The 12,878-nt window shown below is 61.9% G+C and carries 15 protein-coding genes; 8 read left to right on the plus strand and 7 right to left on the minus strand.

What is annotated here, in order from left to right; all coding sequences use genetic code 11:
- Positions 1 to 269: 269 nt before the first annotated feature.
- Both HGO38_RS06705 and HGO38_RS06710 read left to right on the plus strand, forming a co-directional pair.
- Complete coding sequence (locus tag HGO38_RS06705) at positions 270 to 479, plus strand: cold-shock protein (RefSeq protein ID WP_250955119.1); 210 nt, start codon at positions 270 to 272, stop codon at positions 477 to 479.
- A 151-nt stretch (positions 480 to 630) separates the two neighbouring features.
- A complete protein-coding gene (locus HGO38_RS06710) occupies positions 631 to 906 on the plus strand; it encodes a hypothetical protein (protein WP_250955120.1) in 276 nt (91 codons plus the stop codon).
- Between the two features lie 115 nt (positions 907 to 1,021).
- Here HGO38_RS06710 and HGO38_RS06715 read toward each other — a convergent pair whose 3' ends face one another.
- Positions 1,022 to 2,317: a glycoside hydrolase family 130 protein gene (locus HGO38_RS06715; protein WP_250955121.1), complete on the minus strand. Its 1,296-nt coding sequence runs from the start codon at positions 2,315 to 2,317 to the stop codon at positions 1,022 to 1,024.
- A 44-nt stretch (positions 2,318 to 2,361) separates the two neighbouring features.
- A complete protein-coding gene (locus HGO38_RS06720; protein ID WP_250955122.1) occupies positions 2,362 to 4,635 on the minus strand; it encodes a glycosyltransferase family 4 protein in 2,274 nt (757 codons plus the stop codon).
- A gap of 438 nt (positions 4,636 to 5,073) precedes the next feature.
- Between HGO38_RS06720 and HGO38_RS06725 the strand changes: the two genes are divergently transcribed.
- The gene (locus HGO38_RS06725) at positions 5,074 to 6,252 is read left to right on the plus strand and encodes an AGE family epimerase/isomerase (protein WP_250955123.1); all 1,179 of its coding nucleotides are present in this window, start codon (positions 5,074 to 5,076) and stop codon (positions 6,250 to 6,252) included.
- Positions 6,253 to 6,283: 31 nt separating this feature from the next.
- On the opposite strand, the gene HGO38_RS06730 is transcribed toward HGO38_RS06725, so the two are convergent.
- Positions 6,284 to 6,868, minus strand: a complete 585-nt coding sequence (locus HGO38_RS06730) for a recombinase family protein (RefSeq protein WP_250955124.1) — start codon at positions 6,866 to 6,868, stop codon at positions 6,284 to 6,286.
- A 378-nt stretch (positions 6,869 to 7,246) separates the two neighbouring features.
- Here HGO38_RS06730 and HGO38_RS06735 point away from each other — a divergent pair, with 378 nt between their 5' ends.
- From HGO38_RS06735 to HGO38_RS06750, 4 genes are all read left to right on the plus strand, one after another.
- Entirely contained in the window at positions 7,247 to 7,891 is a 645-nt protein-coding gene (locus HGO38_RS06735; protein ID WP_250955125.1) for a hypothetical protein, read from the plus strand.
- Between the two features lie 187 nt (positions 7,892 to 8,078).
- Entirely contained in the window at positions 8,079 to 9,062 is a 984-nt protein-coding gene (locus tag HGO38_RS06740) for a trypsin-like serine peptidase (protein ID WP_250955126.1), read from the plus strand.
- Positions 9,063 to 9,293: 231 nt separating this feature from the next.
- Entirely contained in the window at positions 9,294 to 9,683 is a 390-nt protein-coding gene (locus tag HGO38_RS06745) for a globin domain-containing protein (RefSeq protein WP_250955359.1), read from the plus strand.
- Positions 9,684 to 9,688: 5 nt separating this feature from the next.
- Positions 9,689 to 10,078 (plus strand): DUF423 domain-containing protein, encoded by a 390-nt coding sequence (locus HGO38_RS06750; RefSeq protein ID WP_250955127.1) that lies wholly within the window; start codon positions 9,689 to 9,691, stop codon positions 10,076 to 10,078.
- A gap of 21 nt (positions 10,079 to 10,099) precedes the next feature.
- On the opposite strand, the gene HGO38_RS06755 is transcribed toward HGO38_RS06750, so the two are convergent.
- The 4 genes from HGO38_RS06755 to HGO38_RS06770 form a co-directional block, all read right to left on the minus strand.
- Positions 10,100 to 10,474, minus strand: a complete 375-nt coding sequence (locus HGO38_RS06755; RefSeq protein WP_250955128.1) for a bleomycin resistance protein — start codon at positions 10,472 to 10,474, stop codon at positions 10,100 to 10,102.
- Positions 10,475 to 10,479: 5 nt separating this feature from the next.
- Positions 10,480 to 10,767, minus strand: coding sequence for a hypothetical protein (locus HGO38_RS06760; RefSeq protein WP_250955129.1), 288 nt, complete (start codon positions 10,765 to 10,767; stop codon positions 10,480 to 10,482).
- A complete protein-coding gene (locus tag HGO38_RS06765) occupies positions 10,764 to 11,159 on the minus strand; it encodes a DUF2325 domain-containing protein (RefSeq protein WP_250955130.1) in 396 nt (131 codons plus the stop codon). Before HGO38_RS06765 ends, HGO38_RS06760 begins: the two co-directional genes overlap by 4 nt.
- Before the next feature lie 160 nt (positions 11,160 to 11,319).
- A complete protein-coding gene (locus HGO38_RS06770; protein ID WP_250955131.1) occupies positions 11,320 to 12,294 on the minus strand; it encodes a threonine ammonia-lyase in 975 nt (324 codons plus the stop codon).
- Between the two features lie 89 nt (positions 12,295 to 12,383).
- On the opposite strand from HGO38_RS06770, the gene HGO38_RS31115 reads away from it, so the two are divergent.
- Positions 12,384 to 12,848: an Lrp/AsnC family transcriptional regulator gene (locus HGO38_RS31115; RefSeq protein ID WP_250955132.1), complete on the plus strand. Its 465-nt coding sequence runs from the start codon at positions 12,384 to 12,386 to the stop codon at positions 12,846 to 12,848.
- Positions 12,849 to 12,878 lie beyond the last annotated feature (30 nt).

The raw sequence follows: 12,878 nt of genomic DNA on the forward strand, positions 1-12,878 counted from the left end.
TTAAGACACGCTGTGACCGATAAAGCCTTGCAACCAGCCGATTGCTCGCACCGATCAACCGCTTGAAAGTTGATCTTTGAAAAAGAAAAACTAAAAGTTGACGCCGGCCTGTGGACCCTCTATGTATGGGTTGTCGATATTTGCTTGCTGAGCTTTGGTTAACGCGCGATTGGCACCGCGCCCTGAACGAACCTTCCTTTCAAAAATCGTTATCACCATCCGCAGCATTCGTGCCGCGGTCGTCTCTTACTGCTATGAAAGGGTTCATCATGACCACTGGCACAGTTAAATGGTTTAATTCCACCAAGGGCTTCGGCTTCATCCAGCCTGACAACGGCGGCGACGACGCTTTCGTTCACATCTCGGCCGTAGAGCGCGCCGGCATGCGCGAAATCGTTGAAGGTCAGAAGCTCAGCTTCGACCTCGAGCGCGACAAGAAGTCGGGCAAGATGTCTGCCTGCAACCTGCAGGCCGTATAATCGGTAACTGCTTTCCTTTGACCACGGATGTACCGGCACTGTCGAAGGCAAATTACCAAGCGAGGTCAGGCAATATGCCTGGCCTTTTTTTATGCCCGGTTGCCATGCTCCTGCAGCGGCGGACATGCGGGCCCCACCCGCCGGAGATCCCATGACGGAACAGACCAGCGAGCTTCAGGCAATCAATACGGCCTGGCAGATCGCCATTCAGGAAATTCTGCGAATGGTGATCCGCGACATGTACACGTCGGGCGGCGAGGCCGCCTTTCACGCCCATATCAAGCGCATTGAAGAGGCGGCCGTCGACAGCATCTATTCCGGGCTGATGCTGCGCGGCACCAATGAGTGGACCGAGGTTCTGGTCAAGGAAAAGGCCAGCAATTTCGTCACGACGCTGCTGACCTCGTTCACCTACGACAAGGCGTAACGTTTCAATTGAGACAGAGCCGCCTATCGCCCGCGATCGCCGGCAAATGTGCCGCGGCGGGACTGGCAGCAGCCCGCTGCTGCAGACCATTCCCCGCCAGCGGCCAAGGACGTCTTCAGCCCATCGCCTTCAGCAGCGCCTTGATGCTCATGGTGGCGAAATTCGAATAGGTGTCGGAGATCGCGTATGGCAGGATGATGATATCCTTGTGGCGCATGGCGCCGCAGGTATAGACGACATTCGGCACATAACCTTCACGCTCGGTAGCCTCCGGACGCAGCAGCGGTTCGCTGGAGCGGGCCAGGATCTTGGTCGGATCCTCCTTGTCGAGAAGGGTCGCGCCGATCGAGTAGCGCCGCACCGGCCCGACGCCATGGGTCAAAAGCAACCATCCTTCGTCCAGCTCGATCGGCGCGCCGCAATTGCCGATCTGCACGAATTCCCAGGGAAATTTCGGCGACATCAGCATATCACCACCATCCCAGCGATAGAGATCGTCGGAATAGATGAGATAGAGGTTCTCGTTGTCCTGCCGGGCAACCATCGCATACTGGCCGCCGATCTTGCGCGGAAACAGCGCCATGCCCTTGTTGCGGGCCGCGCTGCCGTTCAGCGGCGTCATGCGGAAACTGACAAAATCCGTGGTCTCAAGCAGTTCGGAACGGATCGCCTGACCGCTATAGGCGGTGTAGGTCGCGTAATAGGTGGTAACACCCTCATCGACAAACGCGACGAAGCGGGCATCCTCGATGCCGTTCGACTGGGAGGGCGTGACCGGAAAGATCACCCGTTCGCTCAAGTCGCTGTCCGCGCTGAAATTCAGCCGGATCGCATCGCCATAAGCCGAGGCGGACGAGCTGACGATTTCCGGCGGCGAGGCAAGCCGTACCGGCGGATCGATCCGCACCGCGCCATCGGCAGTGACTTCCCCCGATCGGAAGGTCAGGGAGGAAATGTGTCCCTCCCCCACGGCGCGAAGGCTGAGGATGAAGCGCTGCGCTCCCGGCGAGGCGCTCGACTGGTCGGGATGCAGGACAATGCTCGGGTTGAAGAGGGCAGCCGCCTCGAACGAATATTCGTTCATGAAATAGGCACCGACCAGTTGCCGCTGCTTCTGGGAGAAGGGCTCATGTCCCACCAGCGCGTCTTCCATGGAATCGGCGCGAAGCTCGAATTTGCGCAACAGGTTGCGGTGCCGCCCCTCGAAGTTCTCGAGAATGTCGGTCAGCAGTCTTGCCGCCGTCACGTCGTCCAGCGCCAGCACCCGGTCGACGATATGGTTGGCCCGCGTCTTGTCGGTCGGCTTCAGGTCGCGGGCTTCGGTTGCCGGCTTGAAGGGGCGCACGATGACTCGTGCTGGATCGGGACGGAGGTAGAGGGCCTGGCGATTGACGAATGCGGAATGGGACAAAATTGCCTCGAGGTTTCTTTACTGGCGGAAGGAAGGCGGCGCGCTCAGGCGCGCCGCTGCAGGAGGCCCGGATGGCTGTCGCGGTTTCGTGACAGCTGGCGGATTTCGACGCTGCTGATCAGCAGGCAGACGACGGATTCGCCGCCGCGGTTCTGGTTGGCCCGGTCGGCATGCAGACCGTCGAGGCAGCCGCCGGTCTCGTCGTCGATGAGCGGCACGCCAAGATCGTTATTGCCGGAAAACCAGGTGAACACCCGGAGGGCCGTGTCGCGCCAATTGCTATCGCCCGTCACCCGCCATGCGGCGATGCAGGCCGAGATGGTGGCCGTCGCTTCGACCGGCTGCTGATCGAACAGCCGCGGCGGTTTGCGCTGCTCGAAGAAACCCTCCGTGCCGATGGGGCGGAAATGGCCGCGCGGTGCGGTCTGCTTGGTCATCAGCCACTCAAGCGTGCGGATGCCGGCTTCGACATATTGCGGCGCAAGCGTTGCAACGCCGGTCAGGATCAAGGCCTGCGGCAGCCGGGCATTGTCATAGGAAAGCCCCTCTTCGAACCAGAGCCATTGCGGCGTCTCGACCGACGCCAGCAGCGCCATCAATCGCTCGGCCAGCACGATACGCAGGCGCGCCGCCCTGCGATCCTCCGGCTTGCTGCTGCAATAGCCATCAAGGCCCAACAGCGTGAACGCCCAGGCCCGCGGCGAGGCGAAGCCCTCGACCGCCTCCATCGCTTTTGGAAACAGCCCCTGCGCCCAGCGGCGGCGCGACAGGTCCACGTCGGTGGAGGCGGCAATGCCCAGTGACCAGAGCGTGCGGCCGTGGCTGTCTTCCGAGCCGGTATCTTCAAGCCAGTTGCGGCTGAAACTCATGAAATTGCGAAATCGCCCGGTATCCGGGTTCCAGGCATGCTGCACGAAGGCGGAAAACCCGGCCACCAGCGGGTCGGGTATCGTCTTTTCGCCGGCCGCCACCAGTCCACAGGCAAGAATCAGCGCCCGCGCATTGTCATCGACACAATAGCCGTGCGATCGGTCAGGCACCGAGTGCACGGCGTGCTGGTAGATGCCGGTATCGTCGCACATTGCCAGCAGATGGCCGAAATTGATGCCCGGTCCGCCGCCGATCGCCGGCAACCCGCCCTGCCCGCCGGGCGCCACCAGACGCAGCGGTTGGCTGCGCCGGGCCGCGTTGAAGGTTGAAAGGTATTTTTCAGCCGTGTGTTCCCAGGTCATCGAGCGGCTGTCGGCATAGGCCCGTTCGCGCATCGCCAGACGGCGCGGTGCATCGCCCAAAAGCTCGGCGATTGCCTGGCCGGTCTCGACCGGGGCATTGAACGGCACCAGGCAACCGCGACCATCGGCCAGCAATTCGCGGGCATGCCAATAGGGCGTCGACACCACGGCCTTGCCAAGCCCGAAACTGTAGGCGAGCGTACCGGACGTCATCTGCGCTTCATCGAGATAAGGCGTGACGTAGACGTCGCACATCCCGATGAAATCGAGAAGTTTCGGCAGGTCGACGAACTGGTCGAGAAACACCACCTTGGCCCCGACGCCCAGCGCTTCGGCGCGCGCCTTCAGGCTGTCGCGATAGGCTTCGCCCTTATCGCGCAACAGGTTGGGATGGGTGGCACCCAGAACGACATAGACCGCATCCGGGCAGGTCTTGAGGATCTGCGGCATGGCGTCGATCATCACCTCGATGCCCTTGTTCGGTGACAGCAGGCCAAAGGTCAGGATCACCGATTTGTCGGCAAAGCCGAGCTTGGCCTTGGCCTGGTCCGGCTCGGCAAAGGCCACTTCGGGAATGCCATGGGCAATGACGTCGATCTTGGCGGCCGGCGCGCCATAGACGGTCTGCAACAATTCACGACCCTTTTCCGCCATGACCACGATGCGTGCCGACGTGGCAATAATTTGCTGGAGAACAGCCCTTTGCGCCGGGCTTGGTTCCGACAGCACGGTGTGCAGCGTGGTGACGACGGGCATCCGCAGGCGCGACAGCAGGGTCAGGATATGGCCGCCGGCCTCGCCGCCGAAAATCCCGAATTCGTGCTGTAGCGACACCAGATCATAGCCGCCGGCATTCAGCTGATCAGCCGCCGCGATATAGTCCGTCACCACCTCTTCGTGGATTTCGGCAATCACCTGCGGCGGATAGAGATAGGTGCGTCCCTTGTCGGTCATCGCCACCATCGAGGTTTCGATGCTCTCGAAGGATTGCGTCATCGCCCGGTGCAGATCGCTGCTGAAGGTGGCGATCCCGCAACGGCGCGGTAGAGAATTGCCGATGATGGCCAGACGTTTGAATGCGCTCATTCCGGTGTACCCTTCGTGCAAGACAAGATTGAAGCAAGCCGGAGTTTAGAATTGCCGACGAATGTCGAAACGTTTCAAATATATAAAAGTTCCATAATTAAAATAAAAACACACAGACAACACGTATTATCGATTCAAATGAACGTATAATTGTTCCAATTGATCATTTTGATTTCATTTTTTTGGCTTGAAAATTACAATCCTGCCTCATTAATATCACAAATATTCCTGACAATAAGACGGCAATATGATTTTGGGAACGAATTCTGGCTTTAAGTGCCTGAATTCGTCTGCCTCGGCTGTGGCCGAGCGCTCGACCTGTCCCTCGCACGGGCAAAACCCGCCGCCCCCTCGCCCGCACATGTCCGGCTCGCACCAATCGGCCCGCATCCCACGGACAAAGCGCCGCGCTTCACTGACCATTGACAGGAGACCCGCATGGAACTGGACCGACTGACGCGCTATTTCATCGATGAAGCGCTGCCCAAATGGGCGATGTCCGCCTATGACGAACAGCGTGGCCATTTCATGGAGGCGCTGCAACTCGATGGATCTGCGGAGGCGACAGGCATCGTCCGCACGCGAACGGCGGCGCGGCTGATCTATGTCTATGCCCATGCCAGCGCGCTCAATGTGGCGCCAGCCGGTGCCCTCGAAAAGGCCGAACGCGCCTTCGCCAATCTGCATCGCGTCGCCTGGATTTCCGGCACGAGACCGGGATATGCGCGGACCTTCGACCGCTTCAGCGACGAGGTCACCGATCCCGAGCGCGACCTCTATGACAGTGCCTGCGTCCTGCTGGCGCTCGCCTGGCTGGCGAAAGCCACCGGCAAGCCCGTCTATCGGCGACACATCAAGCTGCTGATCGCCGCGATCGACCAGACGCTCGGCGATCCCTTCGGCGGCTGGGCGGAAGACAGCGCCGGCACCTTGCCGCGGCGGCAAAATCCGCACATGCATTTTCTGGAAGCCAGTCTGGCCCTGTGCGAAACGGACAGTGACCCGCAATACCCTCCGCTGGAAGCAAAACTGTTCGCCCTGCTCGGCGACCATTTTTTCGACGCCCGCAAAGGCCTGCTGCGCGAATTGTTCGGTCCACGCTGGGAGCTTTCCGATCGCTATCAGTCCGATACGCTGGAGCCGGGGCATATGTGCGAATGGGTATGGCTGGTCCGGCGGCATGAGGCTCTGACCGGACAGGGCGATGACACCCTTTGCGCCGCCTTGCTGTCCAAAGCGCTGGCGCTCGGGCGGCTCGAGGGTTCAGCGTTCCTTCTCGACGGCGCCACGGTCGGCGGCGCATCGACGGCGAAGCATCGCCGTCTGTGGCCGCAGACCGAGTTGCTGAAGGCGTTTTTGGTGCAGCACCGAGCGCATGGCAAGGAAGAAGACCTGCAGCAGGCGGAAACCGTTGCCGCCGCGCTGTTTGGCTCCTATCTCAAGGATGCGCCCGCCGGCTGCTGGCATGATCGTTTCGACCTTGAGGGGAACTCCGTCGCCAAGACCATCCCGGCAAGCTCCCTCTACCACCTCTGGACCAGCGTCGTGGAGCTTCTCCCAAAGGCCGAGGCACCGTCCCGCGCAGACGGCCCGGCCGCGATGGCCCTGAGCGCCTGACCATCCAGACGGCAGGGCACAAAGGCACAGTCTACACCCGCACCGCCGTGCCCGTGTCGGGTGTTCTGCGCCGCATGGCGCGGTAGAGCGTGGCGCGGCTGACGCCGAATTCAGCCGCCGCCGCCGTCACCGTCCGGCCATCGACGCGAATGGCATGGAGGGCGTCGTCCATCGCGGCGGCCGGCAGCTTGACGGGCCGGCCGATCAGGCTGCCGCGCGCCTTGGCGGCCGACATGCCGGCGCGGGTGCGCTCGGAGATCAGCGTGCGTTCGAACTCGGCCAAAGCCCCCATGATGTGGAAGATCAGGATGCCGCCGGCCGAGGCGGTGTCGATTGCCTCGTTGATCGAATAAAGCCCGATATTGCGCCGGCCAAGCTCGGCCACCACGTCGATCAGATGCGACAGCGAGCGGCCGAGGCGGTCGAGCCGCCATACGACCAGGGTATCGCCGGCGCCGAGCTGGTCGAAGGACTGTATCAGTCCGGGCCGGGCACGCGAGGCGCCCGAAAGTCCTTGGTCGGAGAAGATCCGCTCGCATCCGGCGGCCGTCAGCGCCTGCAACTGCAGATCCAGGTTCTGGTCGGATGTCGACACGCGTGCATAGCCAATTCTCATGGATTCATCGCGCCAATTTTCCAGACAACCGAGAACAATTTCAACGATCGACCGGGCAAGCCAAGCCGATCCCCTGTGATGAACTGTATCACAACCGTTCCTTTTTGATCACACCATTAAGTTGCTGTCAATTCCAAAAACCCCATAAAGCTGCATATTTTCTTGAGTTGCGTCCTCGCCTCCATGGCCGGGCCGCAGGCCCCGTCCGCAGGGGTTTTCGGCCCTCGTGACCGGTCAGCGCCGGCCGCTTGCGGATTGAAACCCGACACAATTCAAGGGTTGAAATCATCGCTGTCCCGGTTGTGCGAATAGGAACGCTTTAGAGACGAAATACCGTCGCGGAGCATTGAGAAAAACCCAGCAGCAAGGAGCACCAACGTGACGACTTATTCCCTTACCCTGCGCTTCGCCGGCAATGTCCTGACCAACATCAAGAATGCCGGACAGCGCGTTGCCATCGCCAAACCGGTCGGCACGATCGGTCCCAACGTGATCTGGCTGGACGTCGATCCGTTCCCCTCGACCACCATCGAATGGGAGGAAAACTACTGGATCTATGCCTCCACTGACGAGGTTGTCGATGGCGCCAAGATCAACAAGCTGACGGAGGTTGATCCGGGTCCGGCGCTCGACGGCGGCTATTATGACCTGGCCACGACCAGCGTGTTCGGGCCCTACCAGAAGAACAACGCCATCCTGCCGGTCTCGGGCGGCACCTATGCCGCCATCAACAAGATGCCCTACGACAAGTACAACTCGCTGACCTTCGGCCTGGCGCAGACCGCCCTGGTCAACAACAAGCCGGAGGACCGCCGGCCGATCTCGGCGCAGACCGTGCTGGCCACCCAGCATGCCAAGATGACGCCGTTCATCAACCTTTATATCTGGTTGCAGAGCGAATTCACCAGCCAGACCGTGATCACCGAGATCGCTGGCAATCCGACCATTGCCAAGTTCGGCGGCGCCGTCACCGATGCGGATCTGACCTACGATCCGGTCCACGGCCAGTTCCTGCCGACCTGACACGACTGACGATTCTGCCTCGATCGCCGCCCCCACAGCCGGCGATTGCGGCAGATGCACCGCCCGGTCGCGGCCGATAAATCCGCAACCGGGCGGCCCCACCTTCCCTTCACCAGTGGCGTTGCCGGCCTGCCGCCCATGACGGAGCGGAGCCCGTTCCTGCGCCCATGCCAGAAAGGTCATGACAATGGACATCACATCCCGAGACACCCTGCCGCGCCCCCAGCCCACAGCTCGACCTGGCTGCGGCACCCTGCTTGTGCTTGCTGTGCTGCTCGGCGGCCTGCCGGTCCTGGCCCATGCCGACGAGAAGATCGACAGCATAGAGAACAGCGGCACATCGACGCTGCTCAGCCTCGAAGAGATCGAGGCTGCCGAGCCGCTCGACGAAACCGTCACGCCGGAGGAACTTGAGCTGATGCGTCAGCGCTACCGGGAGCTCAATCCCGGCCTGCTCGAAATCGAGCCCGGCGACCACACCGAGAACCTGCAGCAAGGCGTGCCTGCACCGGTCAACGATCCTGACGCCAACAGCCCCTACTGGAGCACCGGCAAGCTGGCCTTCAAGAAGGCGGACGGCAAGACCCATCGCTGCACGGCGCAATTCGTCGGCGACCTCAAGATCATCCTGACCGCCGCCCATTGCGTCTATGACATCAAGGCCGGCGCCTGGAACACCAACTTCACCTTTAAACGTGCCTATACCAGCGGCAAGTCGGCGCAGACCGTCGGCTGGCGCTGCATGTCGATCTTCGACGCCTACCATGCGCCGGCGAAGAACTATGCCTATGACTATGCCTTCATCCTGACCGACAAGAACGACGAAAAGCCCCCCCTCACCCTGCAGATTGGCATCCCAGCCACCAAGCCGCTGACCGCCGTCGGCTATCCCCGCAATTACGGCAACGGCAAGGTGCTGCAAAGCGTCGATGGCGAATGGGCCTCGGTGCTGGGCGGCATTGTCACCATCAGCGGCAATCCGATGCGCAAGGGCAACAGCGGCGGCGCCTGGTTCTCCAATTTCAAGATCGACGGCGGTTCGGGCGACAACCTCGTGGTCAGCCTCAACTCCCATCACCTGGTGGGCAATGACGTTGACGAGAACGGACCGCTGTTCACCGCTGATACCGCACGGCTGCTGAAGTATGTGCTGGAAGAAAAATGCCTCTGAGAAAGCCTCGATAGACACGCGCGCGTCTACGCCCGTCGCCCGATGCCACAAGACCGGTCGCCCCGCCGGTTGGACCGGCATCGGATGGCGGGCGACTTTTTGGCCTGGACAATTCCGCCGGCCATATTGCTCGCAAAATATGTGCCCGATCGCCGCAGTGCCGCTTCGACCCGTTGCACGGGCCGGCCTAAACCGGCAAAAGAAAAGCGTGCGATGACGAGGATCCCGGGCTTGAGCGAAGACACCATCACTCTCTACGAGGCCATCGGCGGCGAGCCGACCGTGCGCGCGCTGACCCGGCGCTTCTACGAGCTGATGGATACGCTGCCCGAAGCCGCCCGCTGCCGCGCCATCCATCCACCGGATCTCTCGGGCAGCGAAGAGAAACTCTACGACTATCTGACCGGCTATCTCGGCGGCCCGCCGATCTATATGCAGAAACGCGGCCATCCCATGCTGCGCCGCCGCCATATGGTGGCCGAGATCGGACCGCAGGAGCATGACGAATGGCTGCTGTGCTTCAGTCGCGCCATGGCGGAGACGATCGACAACGAAAAGCTGCGCGACATCATCTGGGATCCGGTCGTCCGGTTGGCCAAACACATGCAGAACAAGGAATAGCCCCCATGCCTTCCGCAATGTCCTCCGGCACGCCGTCAAGCGGCCTGGCCCCTCGCGTCGTTGTTCTCTTGGCCGGGCTGATCGGGGCTGCCGGCGTTGCCATGGCGGCGGCCGCCACCCATATGGGCGGCGCGCTGCTGGGGCCGGCATCGGCCATGTGCCTGGCCCATGCGCCGGCTCTGCTGGCGTTGCATGCCGGCCGCCGCTCGATCAGAACGGCAACCGCTGCCGCCCTGTTGATGGGATTGGGTGCCATCCTGTTTGCCGGCGATCTGGCGAGCAAGCAATTCCTCGGCTTTGGTCTCTTGCCCATGGCCGCCCCGACCGGCGGCATGCTGATGATCGCGGGATGGCTGGTGGCCGGCGCCGGCGCCTTCTTTCGCAGCGACAGCTGAGCAGCCGCGGTCAGACCCCGTTCATTGCGGCACGCGGCCGAATTTCAGCAGATTGCCGTGCGGGTCGGAGACATAGAATTCCTCCATGTTCCACGGCCGCACAGCCATCTCCGACAGGGATTTGACGGCGCGCGCCGTGAACTCCGCATGCAACCGGTCGATGCCGCCGCCGCGCAGATAGACCGCGGAGCGCTCGCAGAGCGAGGGGTCGTCGGTCAGCCAGAAATGCAGCTCCAGCGGCGCGCCGCAGAACTGCCGGCGCACGATCAGGTAGTCGCCGCTCTCGTAGACGATCTCGTCGAAGCCGAGTTGATCGCTATAGAAAGCCCGGCTTTCCGCGATCGACAGCGACGGCAGGATCGGCAGAATCTCGATGCGGTTGTCGTCGTCGGCCATGCCCGTCAGACCTTCTTGCGGGCAGCGTTCTGCTGCCATTTGGGAGCCGGAAAGGCGATGACATTGTCTGTGTCGCGCGGCCCAGACGGCCGCCAGCCATCGGCCAGATGCTGGTTGCGCGACACGGGACGCTCGTGCAGGCCCGGCAGCGCAATCACCTCGGCGGATGCCGCCAGGCAGGCCTGCTGGTCGGCCAGCCGCTCCAGAAGCTCCGCGGCCAGACCGTCGCCATTCTGGGCGGCCAGTTTATGAAGGCCGATCAGCAGGGCCGGATCGAGACCATCGTCAGTCATTGTGCGTCATTCCTCTCGTTCAGGGTCTGCAGCGCCCGCTCCAGACTGGACTTGCTGCCATTGCGCAACGGGATGAAGGTCTTGCCGAACTTCTTGCAGCCGGTCTTCACCCGCAGACACGCATCGTGGCTAATACAGTCGATGGGGCAGAAGACGCAGTCGACCGACGGCAGCACCGTATCGATGCGGGACACCGCTTCTCTCAAACCGCCATCGTGATGGATCAGTTCGGCGCCGAAATTGCTGGCGATCTGGCGCAGATGGGCGACCTGGCAATCGCGCCCGCCGACATAGAGAAAGCTCTTGACGTCGAGCGCCGGCTTCTTGACCGGCGTGGCATCGCCACCCGACTTGCCGCCATTCTTCTGATCGGCGCGCTTTTTCTTGGCCATGTCGTCCCTCTCAAGGGTGCGGCGAGCCCTGCCCGATTGCAGACTCGTGCCCTTTGGATCTGGACCATACAAAACATGAGTTTTTGAGTAAAGTATATACCTGATTATTTTTCTCATATTAAACGACAAAAGAAAACCGCCGGTTTACCCAGGCCGCCGATCAGGTCCCGGCACCATTCCTGAAGGCCGAGGGCAGCCAGTCCCTGATCTGTTGATCGGTGAGGTTGGCACCGCACAACATCGTCGCCACGCGGCAACCTTTGAGCGCGGAGGCCTGGGCCAGAACAGCGGCAAGCCCCGCCGCCCCGGCGGGCTCGACGAGACGCGACCAGGTGTCCTGCGCAAAGCGCATGGCCTCCAGGATCTGATCGTCATCGACCAGAACGACCTCGTCGATGGTATCCTGAAGCCAGTCGACGGCCGACGGGACCGGAATGCGCACCGCAATGCCATCGGCGATCGTGCGCGCCTCAGGCGTCGAGATCACCTGACCCGACGCAAAGGACAGCGCCATGCACGGCGCACCCTTTGCGGCGACGGCCACGACCCGTGTTCGCGGCGACCGCGATTTGAACCAGCAGCCGATCCCGGCCGCCAGCGCGCCGTTGCCAAGCGGAATGAAGACCGCATCGATATCGTCGACCTCGTCGGTCAACTCCGCCGCGATCGTTCCCGCCCCTTCCGCAATGGCGGCACTTGCACCATCCTCGACGAACGGAAGACTCCGTTGGGCGGCATAGGCTCGGGCGGCGTCCTTCGCGGCGTCAAAATCCTCTCCGGCGAGCAGGACCTCCGCCCCGAACCGGCGCATGGCTTCGATCTTCAGGCGATTGGCGTTGACGCTGGCAAAGACCACCAGCGATCGCCCGTGCCGCGCCGCATTATAGGCAAGCCCCTGGCCGAAATTGCCGGCCGATGCCGTGACCAAGGGCGCCGTGTCGCCCGTGGGATCGGCGAGAAAATACCCCGTTCCGCGGCCCTTGAAGCTGCGGATCGGATTGTCGGTTTCGTCCTTGGCAAACAGCGACAGCCCGAGCCGATCGCTACGCAGGAGTTTGCTGTTCAGGAAAACCGGATCGATCTTCGTGCGGGCATCGTCGATATGGACGGCGGAAAGCGGTGCTTGTTTTGTCATGGGCAGATGGTATGAATTTTCGACGCGGAGAAACCGCGCAACTCTGAAAATCTGCAAGGATTTTCCGCTTACAGTCGGGATCAAACGCCGTGGACACTATCGATCGCACCATTCTGGCCATGCTGCAGGACAATGCCGACATTCCCGGCAAGACGATTGCCGACGCGGTCAATCTGTCGACCTCGGCCGTCGAGCGGCGGATCGGCCGACTGAAGCAGGATGGCATCATCCAGAAGATCGTCGCGGTGGTCAGTCCGAAAGCCGTCGATCGCACCTTGTCGGTTCTGGTCGAGCTTGAAATCCAGAACGAACACCGACACACGCTGGAGCAATTCCAGCGCTGGCTGGACCGTGCGCCTGAGGTGCAGTCATGCTGGTATGTCACCGGCGACATGGACTATGTCCTGCTGGTCGCTGTCCGCAATCTGGACGAATACAACGCCTTCATCGAGCGACTGATGAGCGAGCAGCAGGCCCTTGTGCGAAAGTACAAGAGCCTGATCGCCCTGAAAACCGTCAAGCACAGCCTGGGACTATCCGTCCTGGAACCGTGAAGGCCTTGTCCCCGCCCGGCCGCCGATGGC

Origin of the sequence: Rhizobium sp. CG5 (genome assembly GCF_023701945.1) — a bacterium.
GTDB lineage: Bacteria > Pseudomonadota > Alphaproteobacteria > Rhizobiales > Rhizobiaceae > Allorhizobium.